Annotated in this window: 12 protein-coding genes; 1 reads left to right on the top strand and 11 read right to left on the bottom strand. The window is 68.4% G+C overall.

All coding sequences use genetic code 11. The features are described 5' to 3' along the window. Nucleotides 1–393 precede the first annotated feature (393 nt). The gene (locus ACO1P8_RS21620; protein ID WP_486297915.1) at nucleotides 394–1,386 is read left to right on the top strand and encodes an XdhC family protein; all 993 of its coding nucleotides are present in this window, start codon (nucleotides 394–396) and stop codon (nucleotides 1,384–1,386) included. 98 nt (nucleotides 1,387–1,484) lie between these two features. On the opposite strand, the gene ACO1P8_RS21615 is transcribed toward ACO1P8_RS21620, so the two are convergent. From ACO1P8_RS21615 to bcsD, 11 genes are all read right to left on the bottom strand, one after another. Continuing rightward, entirely contained in the window at nucleotides 1,485–2,705 is a 1,221-nt protein-coding gene (locus ACO1P8_RS21615; protein ID WP_486297914.1) for an alginate O-acetyltransferase AlgX-related protein, read from the bottom strand. Nucleotides 2,706–2,708: 3 nt separating this feature from the next. After that, the gene (locus ACO1P8_RS21610) at nucleotides 2,709–4,133 is read right to left on the bottom strand and encodes an MBOAT family O-acyltransferase (RefSeq protein WP_486297913.1); all 1,425 of its coding nucleotides are present in this window, start codon (nucleotides 4,131–4,133) and stop codon (nucleotides 2,709–2,711) included. Nucleotides 4,134–4,203: 70 nt separating this feature from the next. Continuing rightward, a complete protein-coding gene (locus ACO1P8_RS21605) occupies nucleotides 4,204–4,881 on the bottom strand; it encodes an alginate O-acetyltransferase AlgF (RefSeq protein ID WP_486297912.1) in 678 nt (225 codons plus the stop codon). Next, nucleotides 4,878–5,540, bottom strand: coding sequence for an SGNH/GDSL hydrolase family protein (locus tag ACO1P8_RS21600; RefSeq protein WP_486297911.1), 663 nt, complete (start codon nucleotides 5,538–5,540; stop codon nucleotides 4,878–4,880). The genes ACO1P8_RS21605 and ACO1P8_RS21600 overlap by 4 nt, the downstream gene beginning before the upstream one ends. Nucleotides 5,541–5,601: 61 nt before the next feature. Next, complete coding sequence (locus ACO1P8_RS21595; RefSeq protein WP_486297910.1) at nucleotides 5,602–9,720, bottom strand: cellulose biosynthesis protein BcsC; 4,119 nt, start codon at nucleotides 9,718–9,720, stop codon at nucleotides 5,602–5,604. Then, the gene (gene bcsZ, locus ACO1P8_RS21590; RefSeq protein ID WP_486297909.1) at nucleotides 9,696–10,934 is read right to left on the bottom strand and encodes a cellulose synthase complex periplasmic endoglucanase BcsZ; all 1,239 of its coding nucleotides are present in this window, start codon (nucleotides 10,932–10,934) and stop codon (nucleotides 9,696–9,698) included. The genes ACO1P8_RS21595 and bcsZ overlap by 25 nt, the downstream gene beginning before the upstream one ends. After that, entirely contained in the window at nucleotides 10,934–13,219 is a 2,286-nt protein-coding gene (bcsB, locus tag ACO1P8_RS21585; RefSeq protein WP_486297908.1) for a cellulose biosynthesis cyclic di-GMP-binding regulatory protein BcsB, read from the bottom strand. The genes bcsZ and bcsB overlap by 1 nt, the downstream gene beginning before the upstream one ends. Beyond that, nucleotides 13,216–15,447 (bottom strand): UDP-forming cellulose synthase catalytic subunit, encoded by a 2,232-nt coding sequence (bcsA, locus tag ACO1P8_RS21580; RefSeq protein ID WP_486297907.1) that lies wholly within the window; start codon nucleotides 15,445–15,447, stop codon nucleotides 13,216–13,218. Before bcsA ends, bcsB begins: the two co-directional genes overlap by 4 nt. Further along, nucleotides 15,444–16,223 (bottom strand): cellulose biosynthesis protein BcsQ, encoded by a 780-nt coding sequence (bcsQ, locus tag ACO1P8_RS21575; protein ID WP_486297906.1) that lies wholly within the window; start codon nucleotides 16,221–16,223, stop codon nucleotides 15,444–15,446. The genes bcsA and bcsQ overlap by 4 nt, the downstream gene beginning before the upstream one ends. Further along, entirely contained in the window at nucleotides 16,220–16,900 is a 681-nt protein-coding gene (bcsP, locus tag ACO1P8_RS21570) for a cellulose biosynthesis protein BcsP (RefSeq protein WP_486297905.1), read from the bottom strand. Before bcsP ends, bcsQ begins: the two co-directional genes overlap by 4 nt. Continuing rightward, entirely contained in the window at nucleotides 16,897–17,370 is a 474-nt protein-coding gene (gene bcsD / locus ACO1P8_RS21565) for a cellulose biosynthesis protein BcsD (RefSeq protein ID WP_486297904.1), read from the bottom strand. Before bcsD ends, bcsP begins: the two co-directional genes overlap by 4 nt. Between the last annotated feature and the right edge of the window lie 111 nt (nucleotides 17,371–17,481).

Raw genomic sequence — 17,481 nt, 5'->3', positions numbered from 1 at the left:
TTCGAAGGTGCGTAAGCACCGACGGCGAATCCAGCCACGGGTGGCGTGATCGCGCGATCGGGTGACCGGTCAGCATCGGGGTCCGGCAAGTGTCGCGGACCGCGCCATCAGGAAGTCCGGCCGTTCATGCCCGTACGGATGGACGGTTCCCCCGGCGAGAGGCGGGGGTGCTGTAAGTGGCAGTCCTCTCGGTGCAGTACATCGGCCCTCCCCGCGAGGGCCGATTTTTTTTTGGGTGCCCGGCGCGGTCTCCACGGCCCGGCATCGACGCTCATGGCCGCCTCTTGTAAAGTAACCGTTCCCGGCGGCGCCCCGGTAAAGGGGGGCGCCCTCACACGTCGTGCCGCGACGCTGGGCGCGGCAGGCTTTAAGGGCCTCTCGGAAGGGCGCTTCATGAATTCCCTGGATATCGATGTATTGCAGCACGCACGCGACTGGGTCGCGGAAGGCCATCGCGTACACCTGATTACCGTTGTACAGACCTGGGGTTCGGCACCCCGGCAAGCAGGGGCGTTGGCGGCATTGCGCGGCGACGGCAGGCTGGTCGGCTCCGTGTCGGGCGGTTGCGTGGAAGACGACCTGATCGCGCGCGCGGTGGCGGGCACGCTGCCGGATATGGCAGACCGGGTGACGTACGGCATCACCAGCGAAGAGGCCGCGCGTTTCGGCCTGCCCTGCGGCGGCACGCTGCGCCTGGTGGTGGAGCCGCTGCTGGATACGGTGTGGCTGGATCCGGTGCTGGCGGACGTGCGCGCGCATCGACTGGTGATGCGTACCGTCGATCTGCAGACGGGGGTCTGTTCATTGGCCCCGGCCAGTCCTATCGACGGTCCGGACTTCGATGGCCGCACGTTTCGTTCGGTCTACGGCCCGCATTGGCGGTTGCTGATCATCGGCGCCAACCAGACGGCCCGGGTGCTGAGCGAGATTGCCTCGGCGCTGGATTTCCACGTGATGGTATGCGATCCGCGCGAAGAGTTTTTCGCGGACTGGAACCTGCCGAACGTGACCCTGCTGACTTCGATGCCGGACGACACGGTGAATGAGATCGGCACGGACGAACGCACCGCCATCGTGGCGGTCACGCACGATCCCAAGCTGGACGATATGGCTTTGCTCGAAGCGCTGAAGTCGCCCGCCTTCTATGTGGGCGCGCTGGGCTCGGCGCCCAACCAGGCCAAGCGCCGCGAACGCTTGCGCCTGTTCGATCTTTCCGACGAGGAAATCGGCCGCCTGCATGGGCCGGTGGGATTGCGTATCGCCAGCCGCACGCCGGCCGAGATCGCGGTGGCGATCGCCGCCGAGCTGGTATGGGTGCGCAATACGTTGGGCGGCGCATCGGCGTGCACGCCGAATCCTTCCACGGCGTCGCGCGAAGGTTCCTAGCGCCAAAGACTGCTGGCGTTAAAGGCGCTTGGCGGTAAAGGCCGCTGGGGTAAAGGCACTGGCAGCAAGGCACCGGCAACTGGCCGTGGCAATACGTGTCAACGCGGACCGAGCGCGATCGTGTCGCCATTGCGCGGCGCCTCGATCACGCGTTCGGGAATTTCCCAGATCAGCAGTTTCGGCGGTGTCTGCTTGAAGGCGGCGCCGCCGAAGTACGCATTGGCGGCCCCGGCGAAGTCGCCGCCGTCCTTCGCGAAATCGGGAACGCGTGCGTGCAGGTCCCGTTCCAGGTAGGGCACGAAATTGCCGTTGCGCGAGAAGGATGTGCCGATCAGCGCGGTGTTGGGCAGATTGCTATCGCCAAAAAGATCGTCGGCGTCGCTCGTGCCCGCGGGCTGGGGCGCCTGGGTGAAGACGGACACGCGCGTGATGTCCGGCGGCGGTTGCAGGGCCGGGGGCAGCCAGTCCAGGCCGGCCAGGCGGATCAGATCGCCCGGCACGGTCTTGATGCCGCTCTGCACGGTCCAGTCCGTGCGAGGGGACACCTTCACGCCGGTCCGGCGTATTGCCTGGGCCAGCTCGGCGGCGGCCCGCGCCGCGCCCGCTTCGTTCCAATGGGTGTCGGTGCGCAGATAGGCGCCGGACATGTTGCCGCCGCGGTCGTCCCTTTGGAGTCCGCCGTTGCCGCGGCCATCGTTACCACCTTTAGCGTTATCGCCAGCGCCATCGACCGCCGCCAGGGCCGGCGCCAGATTCACGGCGTCCACGCCTTCGGCGCGCAGTTGCGCGACCCAGCGATCCAGGCGCGGCGCGGATGCCGCGGGCCGCTGCAGGCCGCACAGGCGATCGGCGGCGATGCGGCTTTTGTCAGGCACGACCGCCACGACCAGCGCGATATGCCGCGCGGCCAATTCGTCCTTGACGCGTCCGACTTCCCGCGCGCGCGATAGCGCGTTGTCTTCCGCGTGCGGATAGCGCATGAACTCGTCGGTCAGGAACAGCCACCCCGGGCAGCCCTGGCGGACGCGCGGACCCAGGTCGCCGGCCACGACCCAGCTGAATCCGCGTTCCAGCCTGGCGGACTCGGCGGGAAGCGGCGCATCGGACAGGGCGTGGGCCAGCGCGCGGGTGGTGTCGCCGCGCATGAAAGCGGGCCAGGTGAAGCCTTGCGGGAGCAGATCCAGCGTGCCGCGGGCGGCCTGGACGACGGTTGTGACCAGGCCGGCCAGCAGGAAGAGAACCAGCGCCGCGCCGGCCAGCTGGCTCGTCCAGCGCGCGATGCGACTGGGATGGTCGATGGGAGGAGCGCTTGGCGTCATGGCTCAGAACTGGAAGTACAGGAACGGCACGGCGCCGCGGCTGGCGATCAGCGCGAAGGAAAACAGAAAACCCATGACCGGCCACAGCGCGCCCGCGGTCAGCACGGCCGGATTCCGGAAGCGCTCCATCCATGGAGCCAGGGCGGGCGCGAAGGCGCAGAAAATGCCCAGCGCCATCGTCATGACGTGGACGGGCCGCAGCGCCAGCCGCATCTCGTCGCCCAGGGCGATGCCGTGCAGGCCGAACTGGCCCGCGTACATGGCCAGCGCGCCATCGAAAGTATGGGCGCGGAAGATGGTCCACGCCAGCATGACGAACAGCAGCGTCAGCACGCGGGCGGGCAGGCGCGGCAGCGCGGGCAAGCCGCTGTTGATCCACAGGCGCTCGGCGCATAGCGCCAGGCCGTGCGCGATGCCCCACAGCAGGAAATTCCAGCTGTCGCCGCCATGCCACAGGCCGGCGATGGCCATGGTCAGAAGAAGGTTGCGGTAGGTGCGCGCGACGCCGTGGCGATTGCCGCCGAGCGGGATATACAGATAGTCGCGCAGCCAGGTGGAAAGCGATATGTGCCAGCGCCGCCAGAAGTCCTGGATGCTGCGCGCCAGGTAGGGATGCAGGAAGTTCTCCGGGAAGTGGAATCCCAGCATCAGTCCCAGGCCGATGGCCATGGCGCTGTAGCCGGCGAAATCGAAGAACAACTGCAGCGTATAGCCCAGGCAGCCCAGCCAGGCATCGGCCAGCGAAGGATGCGGCAGCGCGAAGGCCGTGTCGACCAATGGCGCAAGCGTATCGGCGATCAGCACTTTCATGCTGATGCCGATCATGAAGCGCCGCGCGCCCAGCGCGAACTGCGGCCAGTCCACCGTGCGCGCGATGAGCTCGCGCTTGACCCAGTCGTAGCGGATGATCGGGCCGGCGATCAAGTGGACGAACATCGCCTGGTACGCGCCGAAGGTCACGAAACTGTAGTCGGCCGGCACCGTGCGGCGGTACACATCGATCAGGTAGGAAATCGACTGCAGGACGATGAAGGAAAGCCCGATGGGCAGCACGACGCGCTGCCAGCCGACGGGATGCCCGCCGGCCGCGCCGATCGCCGTGTTCAGCGTATCGACCACGATGTTGGCGTACTTGTACCAGCCCAGCGTGCCCAGCGCGATGCCGATCAGTATCGCCAGCGTCCAGCCGCGGCGGCGGCCGTCGCCCGCCTTGTCGATCAGGATCCCGCCCAACCAGCCCAGCAGCGTCAGGGCGATGAACAGGAACAGGAATTCCGGGCTCCACCAGCCGTAGAACACCCAGCTGGATGCCAGCAGCACGGCGTTGCGCCGGTACACGGCGCGGCCACCCCCCACGCCCGCCAGGACGTAGGCGATGAGGAACGCTGGCAGGAACAGCGTCAGGAATTCCAGCGACGCGAAAACCATGGAGTGACCGGATACAGGATAAGCCCGGGCCGCGGATCGATGGCGGCGGCCCGCGATGTCGCCAGGAGAATCAGCGCGCCAGTGTGTCGTCGACGCGTATCAAGCGGGTGCCCGACGATCCGGGGATCGCCAGGACGCTATAGCGCTTGCCCGCCTGCAATTGGCCCAGGTCCAGCGGCGCGCCGGCGGGCTGGCCCGCGCAGGCTGCCTGCACCGACAGCGCGACGGGGTTGATGGCGCGACGCTTCAGCGTGCCCGTCGCGACGTCGTCGACGATGGCGATGCCCCGCCCCGCCGCCTGCAGGCCGGCATGCGCGCAGGACGGATCCAGGCTGTAGAAGGCCAGCGACGCCTTCAGGCCGTTGAAGTCGTCCGGCTGTTCGGCCACCGTGACGGTCTTGATGCCGCCCTTGCCGTCCGGCAGCACGGCCACCGTGGCGAAGGCGCCGGGCGCCACGCGCACCGATACCGCCGCGCGGGCGCTGCCCTGCTCGATCGCGCCGGCGATCGCGCTGTTGGCCTTCACCGGCAGGAAGTCGGTGGCCGGCCGGGCCGCATCCAGCACGATGCGTGTCTGCCGGTTGTCCGGCACCACGGTGACGGGCGTGGCGGTGGCATTGACGAAACGCAGGAACGAGGCGTCTTCGGACGGGCCGGTTTCATACAACTGGGTCTCGGCGGCGGTGGCGGCGGCCAGGGGCGCCACGGCCAGCGCGAGGGCCAGCAGGCAATGGCGGATGGGCATCATTTTTTCTCCATGCCCTTGACCAGCGGCAGCTCCAGGACGGCCTTGGTGATGGCATCGCCCCACTGCTTGTAGCCGGGCGCGGTGAAGTGCTGGCCGTCGACCGTGCCCCACTGCCCCGGCTTGGAGAAGTTCAGCGAATCGATGTAGACGCACGGCGAGACATTGGCCGCCAGGAAGCTGGACATCAGCTTGACGCGGGCGAAGGTCTTGCCGAATTTGCCGCCTTCGCTGCCCCAGGCCGGGCCGATCCAGATGCAGGCCGTGTTGGTGGCGGCGATATCGCCCGTCAGCGCCGTCACCTGCTGCCACGCCCAGGTCTTGGGAAAGTCCGGCTTGTCGTAGGCGGCCATGGTGTCGCCCATGACGATCATGACGATGTTGGGCTTGTCGGTGGCGATCAGCTGCTTGATCGGCCGGGTCTGCGGATTGGCGCCCAGGACCTTGATCGGGCCTTTGTCCACGCGTTCGGCGCCGCCGCAGGTGCCGGTCGTGACCTTGGTCCAGTCGCCGGCATTCGCGCCGCAGATGCCCAGCGAATGCACGTGCGCGCCCCGCTGCACCAGGTCGTCGTGCAGCGTGGTGATCAGGTGCGTGGGGACGGTCATGTGGCTGTCGCCCACGATAAGGATGGACAGTCCGGCGAGAACGGCAGGTAGCATAAATATCTCTCTACGAAAATAAACAGGAATACGGTGGCGCGGGCGGAACGGAGCGCGGCCTTTACTGCATGTACGGCGACTTAAAGGTGTTGGCGGGCAGGCTGACGCCGCCCGGCACGGCGTCGAAGGTATAGCGGGCATACAGGCCGCCCACCCATTGGCGGTAGTCGCGCGCGTTGTCGATGCCTGCCATGCCGCCCAGGAATAACTGCGGGCCGACCTGGTATTCGGCGCTGGTCGACAGGCTGTAGCCCACGCCGGTCTTGCTCTGGCCGTCGTAGCGGGCATCCGGCGAGCCGGTCTGCCCTTGCGCATAGGCGATGGCCGCGGCCGCGTTGGCGGCGCTCTGCAGGCTGCCGCTGGTCGGGAAGTACGGCGATGAACTTGTATGGAAGTACTGCAGGCCCAGCGATCCGCGCACCTGGTAGCTGAAGTTGCCTTGCCGCTGCGCCCAGTTCACCGGCACGCTGAGCGCGTAGTATTCCTGCGGACTGAAGTAGCCGCCCTGGCCGTAGGTGAAGTAGCTGAGGTTCTTGTCATAGGACATGGCCATCAGGTTCAGCCCGCTGGTCAGCTGGTAGTCGGTATCGCGCAGCAGGTACTTGTACAGGCCGACCCCGCCTTCCAGTTTGGTGTTCGATTCGACGTTGCGGCCGTCCAGCGACTGCCAGGATCCGTAGCCATATACGCCGTAGTCGCCATAGTCCTGCGTCAGCTGGAGCCGGACGCCGGTCGCCGCGACCGCGCCCCAGGACTGGCCGGTGCGGGCATCGCGCGCGCCGGCGAAGGAAAGCAGGCTGTCGGTGACCGGGCGGCGCGACAGCTCGGCCGTATAGGACAGGCCGCTATCGTTGAGCGGGCGGTTCAGCTTCACGCCGCCGACCACGTTCGTGTAGCGAAAGCCGATGGGCGTCGTGCCCAGGTCGGCGGACAGGCCGTTGGTGTCGTAGCTTACGGACAGGCCGACGCCATGGTCGCTCTGCGATCCCGCCGATCCCGTCGTACCGTTCTGTTGGGCCAGCGCCGCGGCCGGGCCGCCACCGAACCGGCTGTTGGCGCCATAGCCTTGGCCGATCGAACCGGCCTGCAGGGTGGTGGGCGTGACGCGCAAGGTGAGATTGCCGTCGCCCACCGGCAGGCGGGCTTCGGACGGCGCTTCGATGTCGTTGAGCTTGCCCATGCCCGATTCGCCGTTGCGGTTGCGGCCCAGCAGGCCGACCTGCGCATAGGGCGTCGCGGTACGCATGAGCTGGTCCAGCTCCTGTTGTATGGAGGGCGGTGCGGCGGGCTGGGCAGCGGGCGCCGCGGCGCGGCCGCCGCCCGTGCCGCCGGCCTGCGCATATCCGTAGCCGTCCGCGCGCGGCGCCCCATAGCCGGGGGCGGCGGCGTAGCCCGGCGGCGCGTAAGCCGGTGCCGGCGCGTAGCCCGGTGCGCGTGCGTAACCTGCCGTTGGCGCATAACCCGGCGCAGCGGTATCCGCAGAGGCGTATTGCACCGATCCCGCGGGTGCCTGGTAGGGCGCCGGCGGTGGCAGCGACGAAGCCGGGGCGGGGATATAGGCACTCTGGCCGGCGCTGGCCGCGCCGGCGCTCGCCAGCGCTTCGGGCATCGGCAGCGGCGCCATGCCCAGGGTCGATTGCGTGCGCTGTCCCGGCAGTCCGATGAAGGGATTGCCCGCCGCGGGCGAGGCGTTCGCCACGCGCGTGCCATTGCCGCCCGATTGTTCAGCCGCCAAGGCGGCTTTCAGCAGTTGCGCGGCCTTCGACGTCTTGCCCTGTTCGCGATAGATGCGCGCGGCGGATGCCAGTACGTCCGGGCTATCGGGCGCCAGCGCGATCGCCTTCTGCGCGGCGCTGTCCGCGTAGTCGTAGTCCTTGACGCGGTTGGCCATTTGCGCGGCGCCCAGCTGCACGTCGACGTTGCCGGGATCGCTGTGCTGCAGCTTCTTGTACAGATCCAGCGCCTTCGGGTATTCCTGCGCGCTGGCGTACATGCGGGCCAGCGTGCCGACCACCAGGGGGTCGTTGGGTCGTTCCTGCAGGACGGGCGCCAGGATGTCATAGGCGGCGACCAGGTCGTCGCGTTGGCGCAAGGCTTCAGCCTGCCGCACGATATACAGTACCCGCAGGTTGTCGAAACTGTCCTGGTCGGCCTGGCTCAGGCGCTGCCGCTGCAGAGACCGCAGCACATCGACCAGTTCGGCATCCCGCCCCGTCTTCAGCAGCAGGGACGCGTATTGCAGCGATAGGGCCGGCGGCGGATTGCCGCGCGCCATCGCGTCGCGCAGCATGGCCGTGCCGGTAGGCGTGTCGCCCGCGTCGACGTAGGCCAGCGCCAGGGCGCCAAGCATGTCGGGGTCCTGTCCGGCGTAGGCGGTGCTTTGCGCCAGCAGGTTCAGCGCGTCCTTGCGCCGGCCGCTCTTGGCCATGCGCGATGCCAGCGCGGCCTGCGATTGGACCCAGGTGCGGCGCTCCAGCAGCGTCACGTCGGCGGTGCGCGCGGCTTCCGGGATGCGGCGCAAGGTGGCGAGCGCCCGATTCCATTCCTTGGCTTGCGCGGAAATCAGCGCGCTCGCGTACAGGGCCTGGTCGTCGCCCGGCCGCGCCGCCGTCAGTTCATCCATGGTGGCGAGCGCGCGCGCTTTATCCCCCGCTTTCAGATACAGCCGCGCCAGCGACACGCGTATCCAGGGATCGGCGGGATCTTCCTTGACGGCCTGTTGCAGCGCGGCCTGCGCGGCGGCGTCGTCGCCGCGTGCCAGCGCGGCCTTGGCGCGGCCGTCGTCCAGTGCGGCACGCAGGATGCCGACGTTGCCGACCGCCGTCCGCTGGGCCGGCGTCAGGCCGTCGACCATGCGGCGCGCTTCGCTCTCCTTGCCGTTGCGGGCCAGCACCGATACCAGTCCGCGCAGGGCGTCGGCATCGTCGGGCGCTACCGCCAGGGCGCCGCGATACAGCCGTTCCGCTTCGTCCAGCCTGCCCTCGCCGGCCGCGATGGCGGCAAGCTGGGTGGCGGCCGCGGGCTCGCGCGGCGACACCTTCATGGCCTGCCGCAACAGGCGGTCGGCGCCGGCGGTGTCGCCGGCCTGCCGCGCCGCGTTCGCGCGCGTGACCAGCGTCCAGTACGCGGCGTTCTCCCGCGCGGTCTGCCATCGCGCGCCGCCGCTGCGCACCGCGCGTTCCAGCAGCGCACTGGCGTCGTCGAAGCGCTGCTGGCGCAGGCGCACCACGCCCAGGCCGCCGAGCGCGTCGGCGTAGTCGGGCCGGGCCCGCAGCACGGCATTGAACTCGGTTTCTGCCGCGGCCATGTTGCCCTGGTTCATGGCGCGCAGTCCGGCATCCGTGCGCGCGCGCAAGGGATCGACCGGCGCCGCGCCGGCGGCGGGCGCCTTGCCGATGTTGGCGTACTGCTGGCGGATCTCGTCGTCCTCCGGATGCACCTTCAGGTAGGCTTCGAACAGGGGCGCATCGGCCTTGCGCGGCGGATTGCCCAGATAGCCCAGCGCCTCGCGCCAGCTTTCGGTGGCCGCGCCGCCCACATCGGGCAGGTTGGTCAGTTTTTCCAGGGCGCGTATGCCGTCCGCGCGCTGCTTTTCGTCCAGCGCCGTGATCTGCGCGATGTTCAGGCGGATTTCGTTATTGCCCGGATCTTCCCGCGAAAGGCGCTGCAGGTTGCGCAAGGCTTCCGCGCGTCCCGCCGCCGTATAGCCGAGCCGGCTGTAGTATTCCAGCGCGATGTCGCCCGTGGGATGCGGGACATTCTTGAACGCCGCGCGATAGTTTTCCAGGGCCTTGTTGGGGTCGTTGGACTGTATGGCAAGCCGCGCTTGCTCCAGCATGCGCTTGCCTTCGCCGCTGCCCAGTTCGATGGCCTGGTTCAGGCGCGCCACGCGCAGGCTGTCGGGATCCACCGCGCGCAGCCGATCCAGGTATCTGCGCGCGTCGGCCGGCTTGTTGGCCTTGACCGCGTCGATGCCCAGGCCGTACAGCGCGTCCGGCTGGTTCGGATCGATGCGCAGCAGCTTTTGCCAGGCTTCGCCGGAGCGCTCCGCATTGTTGCGCTGTTGCCAGTACTGGCCTTGTTTCACCAGCACGTCGATGGCGCCGTCCTGCGCCCATGCGGCCAGGGGCATGGACGCGGCGAGCAGGCCGGCGGCTAGGGAGCTGAGACGCGGCGGCATGATTTTTCCCAGGAAGGTTGTACGGTACCGGCGGTACGGAAGCGGTAGCGCCCTTCGCTCCAGCCCAGGCCGAAGAGCGTCAGGACATAGTCGTAGTAAGGCGCCTGCGAACCGGTCGCATCGGCCTTGGCGCGGGCCTGTTCAAGCAGCGCCAGCACACGCGCGCGCTGCGCGGCCAGCAGGTCCGTCCGGTTCGTGACCTGCAGATAGGGCAGCAGCGCCGCGGAGAAGCCGAATTGGCCCGTGCCCTCGGCGACGCCGGTGGCCGTCCGAACGGATTCCGGCGGATATCCCAGTACGGCGGTCGCGGCGGCAAGCCCGCGCGTCGCCTGGCGCAAAGGTGCCGCCAGCGCATCGTCGTCGGGCGTCACGCCCGCCCACAGATAGGCGCGGATGGCGTCATAGCTGCCGACGTCCCCCTTGAGCGGATCGGTGGCGAAGCGGCCGTGCGGCGCCTTCGCTTCGGACGCGGCGGGCGCGACGTAGGCCACCCAGTCCGGTACGTAGCCGGTGTCCAGGCCGGCGGCGTAGACGGCGGGCGTATTGCGCGCGACGTCATGCCAGACCGCGGCCTGGCCCGCCGTCGCCAGCCTGCGCAGCACGGGCGGCGGCAGATAGCTGGCGTTCAGGCGTGTAATGCCGCCCGGCAGGACGAAGCCCATCGGGCCCGGAAGCAGCATTTTGCCCAGGCCCGGAAGATTCGCGATCTCTTCCTTTTCGATGCGCGCGAGCAGGGCCTGCCCGCGCGCCGCGTAGTCCTTCCTGCCCCACAGCCTGGCGGCTTCCAGCAGGTCGTACGCCAGCCACAGGTCGGCATCCGAGGCGGCGTTCGCGTCCAGCACGCGCCAGGTCCCGTCCGGGGCGTGGCCCCAGAACCAGGCCGGCAGGCGCTTGCCGATATCGCCGCCCGCCAGGTTGGCTTCGGTCCATTGCCACAGGCGATCGAAGGTGGGCTGGTCGTCGGCCACCAGCGCGAAGAACATGCCGTACGACTGTCCCTCGGAAGAGGTATGCCGCTGCGGGGTGCTGGCGTCCAGCACGCGTCCGTCGGGCTGGATGAAACGCGCCTGGAAGTCTTCCCAGAGCGGCCAGGGCTGCGCCTCGCAGGTCGCGGCGCCGGCGGCCCAGGGTACGCACAGGGCCAGCAGGGCGAACGCGCGCCGCCAGGCGCCGGGCGCGAGCAGGCAATGCGTGCGTGGCCGTCGCATGTCCATCAGCGCTTCAGGCGCCGCTGCGCGCGGGCGTGCAGCGACCAGTACAGCACGGACGCCAGCAGCAGCGCGCCGAGCAGGCAGCAGGCCAGGAAAACCAGCATATGGCGGCTGAAGAACCATTCCGCGTATTCCACCGGGCCCAGCCGTCCGACGTAATAGCTGTCTTCCGCCAGCAGGCTTTCCGCCTGCTTGCCGCGCACCAGCGCCAGCGAACCCTTGATGCCGCGGTCGTCGCTGCTATCGTCCATCAGCACGTCCAGCGCGTCGGACAGGCCCTGCGGCTTGTTGCCCGACACGACCACCACGCTGCGTCCCGCGGTAAGCGGCGATTCGAATCCGGCCAGCATCGCGTCCGCGCTATCGCTGTTGAACGAAAGCGTGTCGCGCGGCTGCGGCCGCGCGCCCAGCCAGGATGTCGTGCGATAGACCAGGTCCGATATGCTGAAGCGCTTTTCCCTGCCGTCCATGGAGGCCGGCATGTACTGGGCCCATTGCTTGAGCAGCGGCTGGTTGTCGCCCGAGGCGATCACCAGCAGGTCCTTGTCCGCCAGCTTGGCCGCCTGGCCCGGTTGTGCCACGGTAATGCCGGTGGCGGGGTAGCCGGTGGAGGCGCCCAGGTGGCCCACCAGGGTCAGGTAGGCGCTGTAGTCCGACTCCGACGGCCGGTCGGGCAGGACCACAGTGGTCTGCGACAGATCGGCCATGCGCGTGAACGGAAACCCGGCTGTGTCGAAGGCATTCAGGTCCGGCATCGCGATGAAATGCGGGATATGCGAAATATCGATCGTCGAATCCGGATCGATGGCGCCGCGCACATTGTCCAGCAGCGCGTCCTTGCAATCGCCCTGTTTCAGCACGTCGTAGGAGTAGTACAGCTGCAGCTGCGAGCGCGGCGGCAGCAGGAACAGCGGCAGCTCCAGACGCTTCTCCGCCGGCAGCATCGAATCCTGCAGCAGCTTATCGGCGATCGAGGCTTTGGCCACGGCCGGCAGCGGGATGGCCTGCACGAACTGGTTGTTCAGACTGACCGTCAGCAGCGACTTGTCGCTGGTCGGCCTGGGCGTATAGCGGTACTTCAGGTCCACCGGCACGCGCTTGTTCTGCCAGTTGAACAGGTCCGGCGGCACGCGCAGGTTCAGACGGATCAGGTCCGGGCGATAGCCCGCGACGTTCAGCGCACGGCCGTCCGCCAGCTCGCCGAACTTCACCGGGCGGTCGCTGGGCAGCCAGTTCGGCGCGTCATAAGGCTTGCGGGCCATCAGCGGCTGCAGCTTGGTGATGGTGGCCGTCTGGCCCGATAGCGTCTGGCCGCCCAGCACCAGGGCGTTGGCGGCGGTCTTCAGGTCGGCGCTGTCGCGTCCCTGGACCAGCAGCAGCTTGCCGTGCGGATCGTTGGGATTGTCCACCACGGAAACGGTGGGCGCGCTGACGGCGCCGGCTTGCAAGCCGGGCACGGCCGCGCCGCCCGCGATCAGCACGACGGCATTGCCGGTCTTCGGCAACTGCCCCAGCGTCGTGGGGAAACGCGCGCCGCGATAATCCGCCAGCGCGCCGAACCACGACGAAAGCGCGCCGGCGGCTTCCAGCGTGGCCGGATCGGGCGTGCCGGCGAAGACCATGGGCAGCACCAGCCGCCGCACGTCGCGCCGATCGAAGAACGGCAGCGGCAGGGTCGACAGGTCATTGCGCATGCGCAGCGGCGCCACCGTCAGTTGCAGCACGCTTTCGTTGCCGACGTTGGCCCACAGGCTGGAGTGCAGCGGGTCTTCGCACTGCATCGTGTAGTGGCCGATCAGCTGCAGATTCAGGCGGTTGAAGTCGGTGATCAGGCGCGCCGGGATGTCCACGGTGCGCTGCAGGTTTTTCCCGGCATCTTCTTTCGGCACGGGGATGCTGTAGGCTACTTCGCCGTTGACCATGACGTTGATGTGCGACAGGTCCGGCAGCAGTGCCGGTGAATAGGCGTAGTCCAGCTTCAACTTCGCGCCGGTGACGACTTCGTCCGCCCGCACGCTGAACGGTACGCCGTTGGTGCCATCCACGCCCGTCATATTCAGCGGATACTGCGCGCCCAGCTGCTTCAGGGTCAGCGAATAGGTGCGCGAGCCATCCGCCGCCGGCGCCCCGGTGGGCACGGAAGCCGCCGCGGCGGCGGTCCCCGTGGCCGGCACCGGGTCGGACGGCGCCGCGCCGGCGCTGTGGAATGCGCCGGCCAGCAGCGTGCCGGCGAGCGCGCCGCACAGGCCGCGGCGGGCGCGGTGGACGCGATTGTGGAACACGGTCATCGATCTCTCGCAGTGCCGGTGGAGGTTTGCGCCGCGACGGCGGGCGTGGCTGCCTCGGCGCGCCGGTGCGCGCGGAAGCGTTCGTGGAAAAAATGGCGCAGCAGCAGCGCGAAGCCGTGCGCGCCGATCTTCGTGACTTCCAGCAGGGCCGCCAGCGGCGCATCGGGCTTGCGATTGCCCCACCCGGATGCCCAGGTGTCCGCGCGCGCGAAGGTCAGCTGGGCCAGCTCGACCTGCTGGGCGACGCTTAGCGCATCGAAGCGCAGGCCCACTCTTTCGTCACGGCTGAATACGGCGGTGGCGGGAAAGACGCCTTCCTCACGGCCGCGAAAGATCGATATCTGCACCTGTTCGTGCAGCGCCACCCGCGCGCCGCGGGGCAGGACCAGCCCCAGCCCGGTCTGCGAGAAGTCGCTGGTTTCGCACGCGATGGTCTTGCCGTCGGGCAGCCTGACCATGGCGGGCAGCTGCGCGGCGACGCGCGGATCGCCGCGCAGCTGCCGGTTCTCCGCCGCCACGGCGACGCTCGCGCTGGTGATGACGATGTTGTAGACCGTCCAGGCCAGGTTGATGCAGATGGTGGTCTTGACGTCGGTGTCGCCGTGTCCGAAGACCAGCGCCGCCAGGCCGGCGGCCATGCCCGCCAGGTTCAGCAGCAGCAGCACGATATAGGGCCGCGCCATCGTCCAGTCGAAGTAGGATTGCTCGATCACGCCGCCCTTGGCGGTGACGTTGAACTTGCCCAGCTTGGGATTGATCAGCGCCAGCATCACCGGGCGCATGATGTACCACGCCAGTACGGATTCGTAGACCTCGTTCCAGAACGAATGGCGAAAGCGCCCCTGTATGCGCGAGTTCGTCAAACTGGCATGCAGCAGATGCGGCAGCGCGTAGGCGGTGATCATCAAGGCCGACGCCTGGAACACGTGCGCGCCGAAGAACAGGTAGGCCAGGGGTGCGGTCAGGAAGACGATGCGCGGCAGGCCGTAGAAAAAGTGCAGCATCGCGTTCAGGTAGCACAGGCGCTGGCCGAAACTCAGTCCTTTGCCGGCCAGGGGATTGTCCACGCGGAAAATCTGCGCCATGCCGCGCGCCCAGCGTATGCGCTGGCCGATGTGGGCCGACAGGCTTTCGGTGGCCAGGCCGGCCGCCTGCGGAATGCCGAGGAAAGCGGTGTTGTAGCCGGCGCGGCTCAGCTTCAGGGCGGTGTGCGCGTCCTCGGTCACCGTCTCGACGGCCACGCCGCCCACTTCTTCCAGCGGGCCGCGCTTCAGGATGGCGCAGGAGCCGCAGAAAAACGCCGCGTTCCACAGGTCGTTGCCGTCCTGCACCAGGCCGTAGAACAGTTCGCCCTCGTTGGGGACGGCGCGCCCAGTGCGCAGGTTCTTCTCGAAAGGATCGGCGGAGAAGAAAAAGTGCGGCGTCTGCAGCATCGCCAGCTTCTCGTCCTTCAGGAACCAGCCCATGCACATCTGCAGGAAGGAACGCGTCGGCACGTGGTCGCAGTCGAAGATGGCGACGTATTCGCCCTGCGTCTGCTTCAGTGCCCAGTTCAGGTTGCCGGCCTTGGCGTGGCGGTTGTCTTCGCGCGTGATGTAGCCCGCGCCGACTTCCTCGCAGAATTCCCGGAAGGCGGTGCGCCGGCCGTCGTCCAGCAGGTATACGCGCAGCTTGTCGGCCGGCCAGTCCATGGTGAGCGCCGTATAGACGGTCTGCCGCACGACGTTCAACGGCTCGTTGTAGGTCGGAATGAAGATGTCCACCGACGGCCACAGGCTGCTGTCGCCGGGCAGCGGCACCGGTTTGCGCCGCAGCGGCCAGGCGGTCTGCAGATACCCGAGCAGCAGGACGGCCAGCGCATAGCATTCGGCCAGCACCAGTCCCCAGCCGAACAGCATATCGGTCAGGTTGTCGAAGTCCAGGGTGGCGGTCAGGCGCCAGTACATGTAGCGCAGCGATGCCGTGCACGACAGTACGATCAGCGTCAGTACGGTCAGTTGGCCGGCCACGCGGCGCACGCACAGCGCGAACAGGAAGGTCACCACGCAGAACACCAGCTGTTGTTCGAGCGTCAGCGGGATGACGATCGTCAGCCACACGAGCAGGGCCGCCAGCACGGCGATCGCCGCGCGCAACGGGCGGCTGGCCCACACGCCGCGCTGCAGCAGGCGATCGCCGGGCGCGGGACCTTCCGGCGGGTAATGGAAGGATTGCTGCCGGCGCTTCATGTCGTGCGGCTCCGCGGATTTTCCAGGCGCGTCAGCACGTGCTGGGCGCATTGCTGCAGGTCGCGCGCGGCGCGGCCATGGGGGTCGTAGTCCAGCACGTTCATGTGGCAGGCCAGGGCCTCGCGCACCGACTCGTCGTCGTGGATCACGCCGACCGTGCGCGCTCCCAGGCTCTGGCGCATGACCTGGATGACGTCCTTGGCCAGCCGGCGCGACTGGTCGACCTGATTGATGGCATAGACGCAGGGCGTTTCGCCGCTTTCATTCTTCGCGCCGTAGGCTTCGACCATCGATGCGGTGGCCGGCAGCGCGGCGTACGAAGCCGCGTCGGCCAGCGTCACGGCCAGCACCAGGTCCGCCGCGGCGATCGCCTGTCGCGTATATACCGACGGACCGGGCGGCGTATCGATCAGGACGATGGCGTCGTCGGGCAGGCGCATGTCGCGCAGCCGCGTCGCCAGGAGGGTCGGTTCGTCGCGCAGCAGGTGCTCGAGTCGCTGGCGGTCCGTTTCCGGCAATTGTCCATGCGGCAGCACATCCAGGCCGTGCTTGCCGGCCACGCGCGCGTCGTCCCACGGCCGATGCGACAAGGTGGCGCGGGCCAGCCCGTCCAGGCCGCCCTGCGGGGTGTCGACGTGCAGGCGCAGCGCGTTCTGCGGGTCCAGGTCGACCGTGACGACGGGATGGCCCATACGGGCCAGCGCGGCGCCCATGTTGGCGCTGATCGTCGTTTTGCCTACGCCGCCCTTGGCGGATATCACCGCGATCGTTTTCAAGATGACAGCAACCGGTTGAACAAATCGGGCAGGCGCGGCGAGCCGGCCGGCGCATCATCGCGGGCGGCCAGGCGGCGGAACGCATCGGTGCCGGCGGCTGGCGCGGGTGCGTCGCCGGGGGCGGCGGGCATGGCCGCTTCGGGGCCGGGGGCAGGGGCGATCGTCGGCTCGGCGCGCAACGCCGGGATCGATGCGACCGGCGGTTCGGCGGCCAAGGCGGACGCGGCTGCCTCGTGGGCGTCGTCGTCGAGCGCGGCGGGTTTCGGCAGCGGCGCATCTACCGTATGCGCGGCCGTATGCGTCGCCCTGGCGGGGGGCGATTCCACCGGCGCCGGGGCGATCGGGACGAGGAAGGCATCCGGTACGTCGCGGCTGAACGGCTTGGGCCGCGGCGGCATGAACTGCGCGCGAGGCTTGTCCGCGCCGGCATCATGATCTTGCGCGCTTTCGGCCGAGCGCTTTGCTTCAGCTCGTTCCGCCTGCGCGATGACCGATGCATCGTCCGCGCCCACGGCCGGTGCGGCGATGCCGGCCAGCGGATCGAAGGTCGACAGCACGGGCCAGCGTGCGCGCGCTTCCCGCGCGGCCGCCACCGTGGCGATCTCCTGATAGGAGCCGGGGTCGCCGCCGAACTGCGCGAACAGCCGGGCGATGTCGTTGTCGTCGTCGGGGTTCATGCCGTGCCACCTTGTTTCGAGAATACGAACCGCAGGCTGCCGGTGCCGGGAGCGGCCTGTAGCAGCCGCACGCGCAGCGCATCGCCCGCCCCGGCCGCCGACATCCATCCCTGATACACGCCTTCCAGGAAAGCTGGCGTCCAATCGAGATGTGCCTGGCCGAAGGCCGCGGATAGCGGCGAGCAGAAGTGCTGGATCGCCAGGGCCGCGCTGTCCCGGTCGTCGAGTTCGACCAGGCCCCAGTCCAGCGGCTTCCATACGGCGTTCATGGCATCGCGCAAGTCGGCGATGCTCGCGCACGGTCCCAGCGGGTGAAGCGCGGCGAATCGCAGGCCGACGCGATTCATCAATCCGCGCAGTTCCGCCGTCGACAGATGCGCGCGAAACTCCTCGGCCTGGGCATGGAGAAAATCCCGCCACTGCGGAATGCAAAGGCGGCCGTGTAGATATTCAAGTTCGGCACCCTGCATCCGAGTTCCCCTCAGCCAGTTGCAAACGACTACCTCACGTCGTCGGCCAAAAGGATGAACCGACTAGTTATAACGAATTGTGAGTTAGCAATCTTTGTTTAACAAGACAGA

The organism is Bordetella sp., from assembly GCF_057362025.1.
Note: the sequence above shows the minus strand (reverse complement) of the source record. Positions and strands in the feature narration are given on the sequence as shown.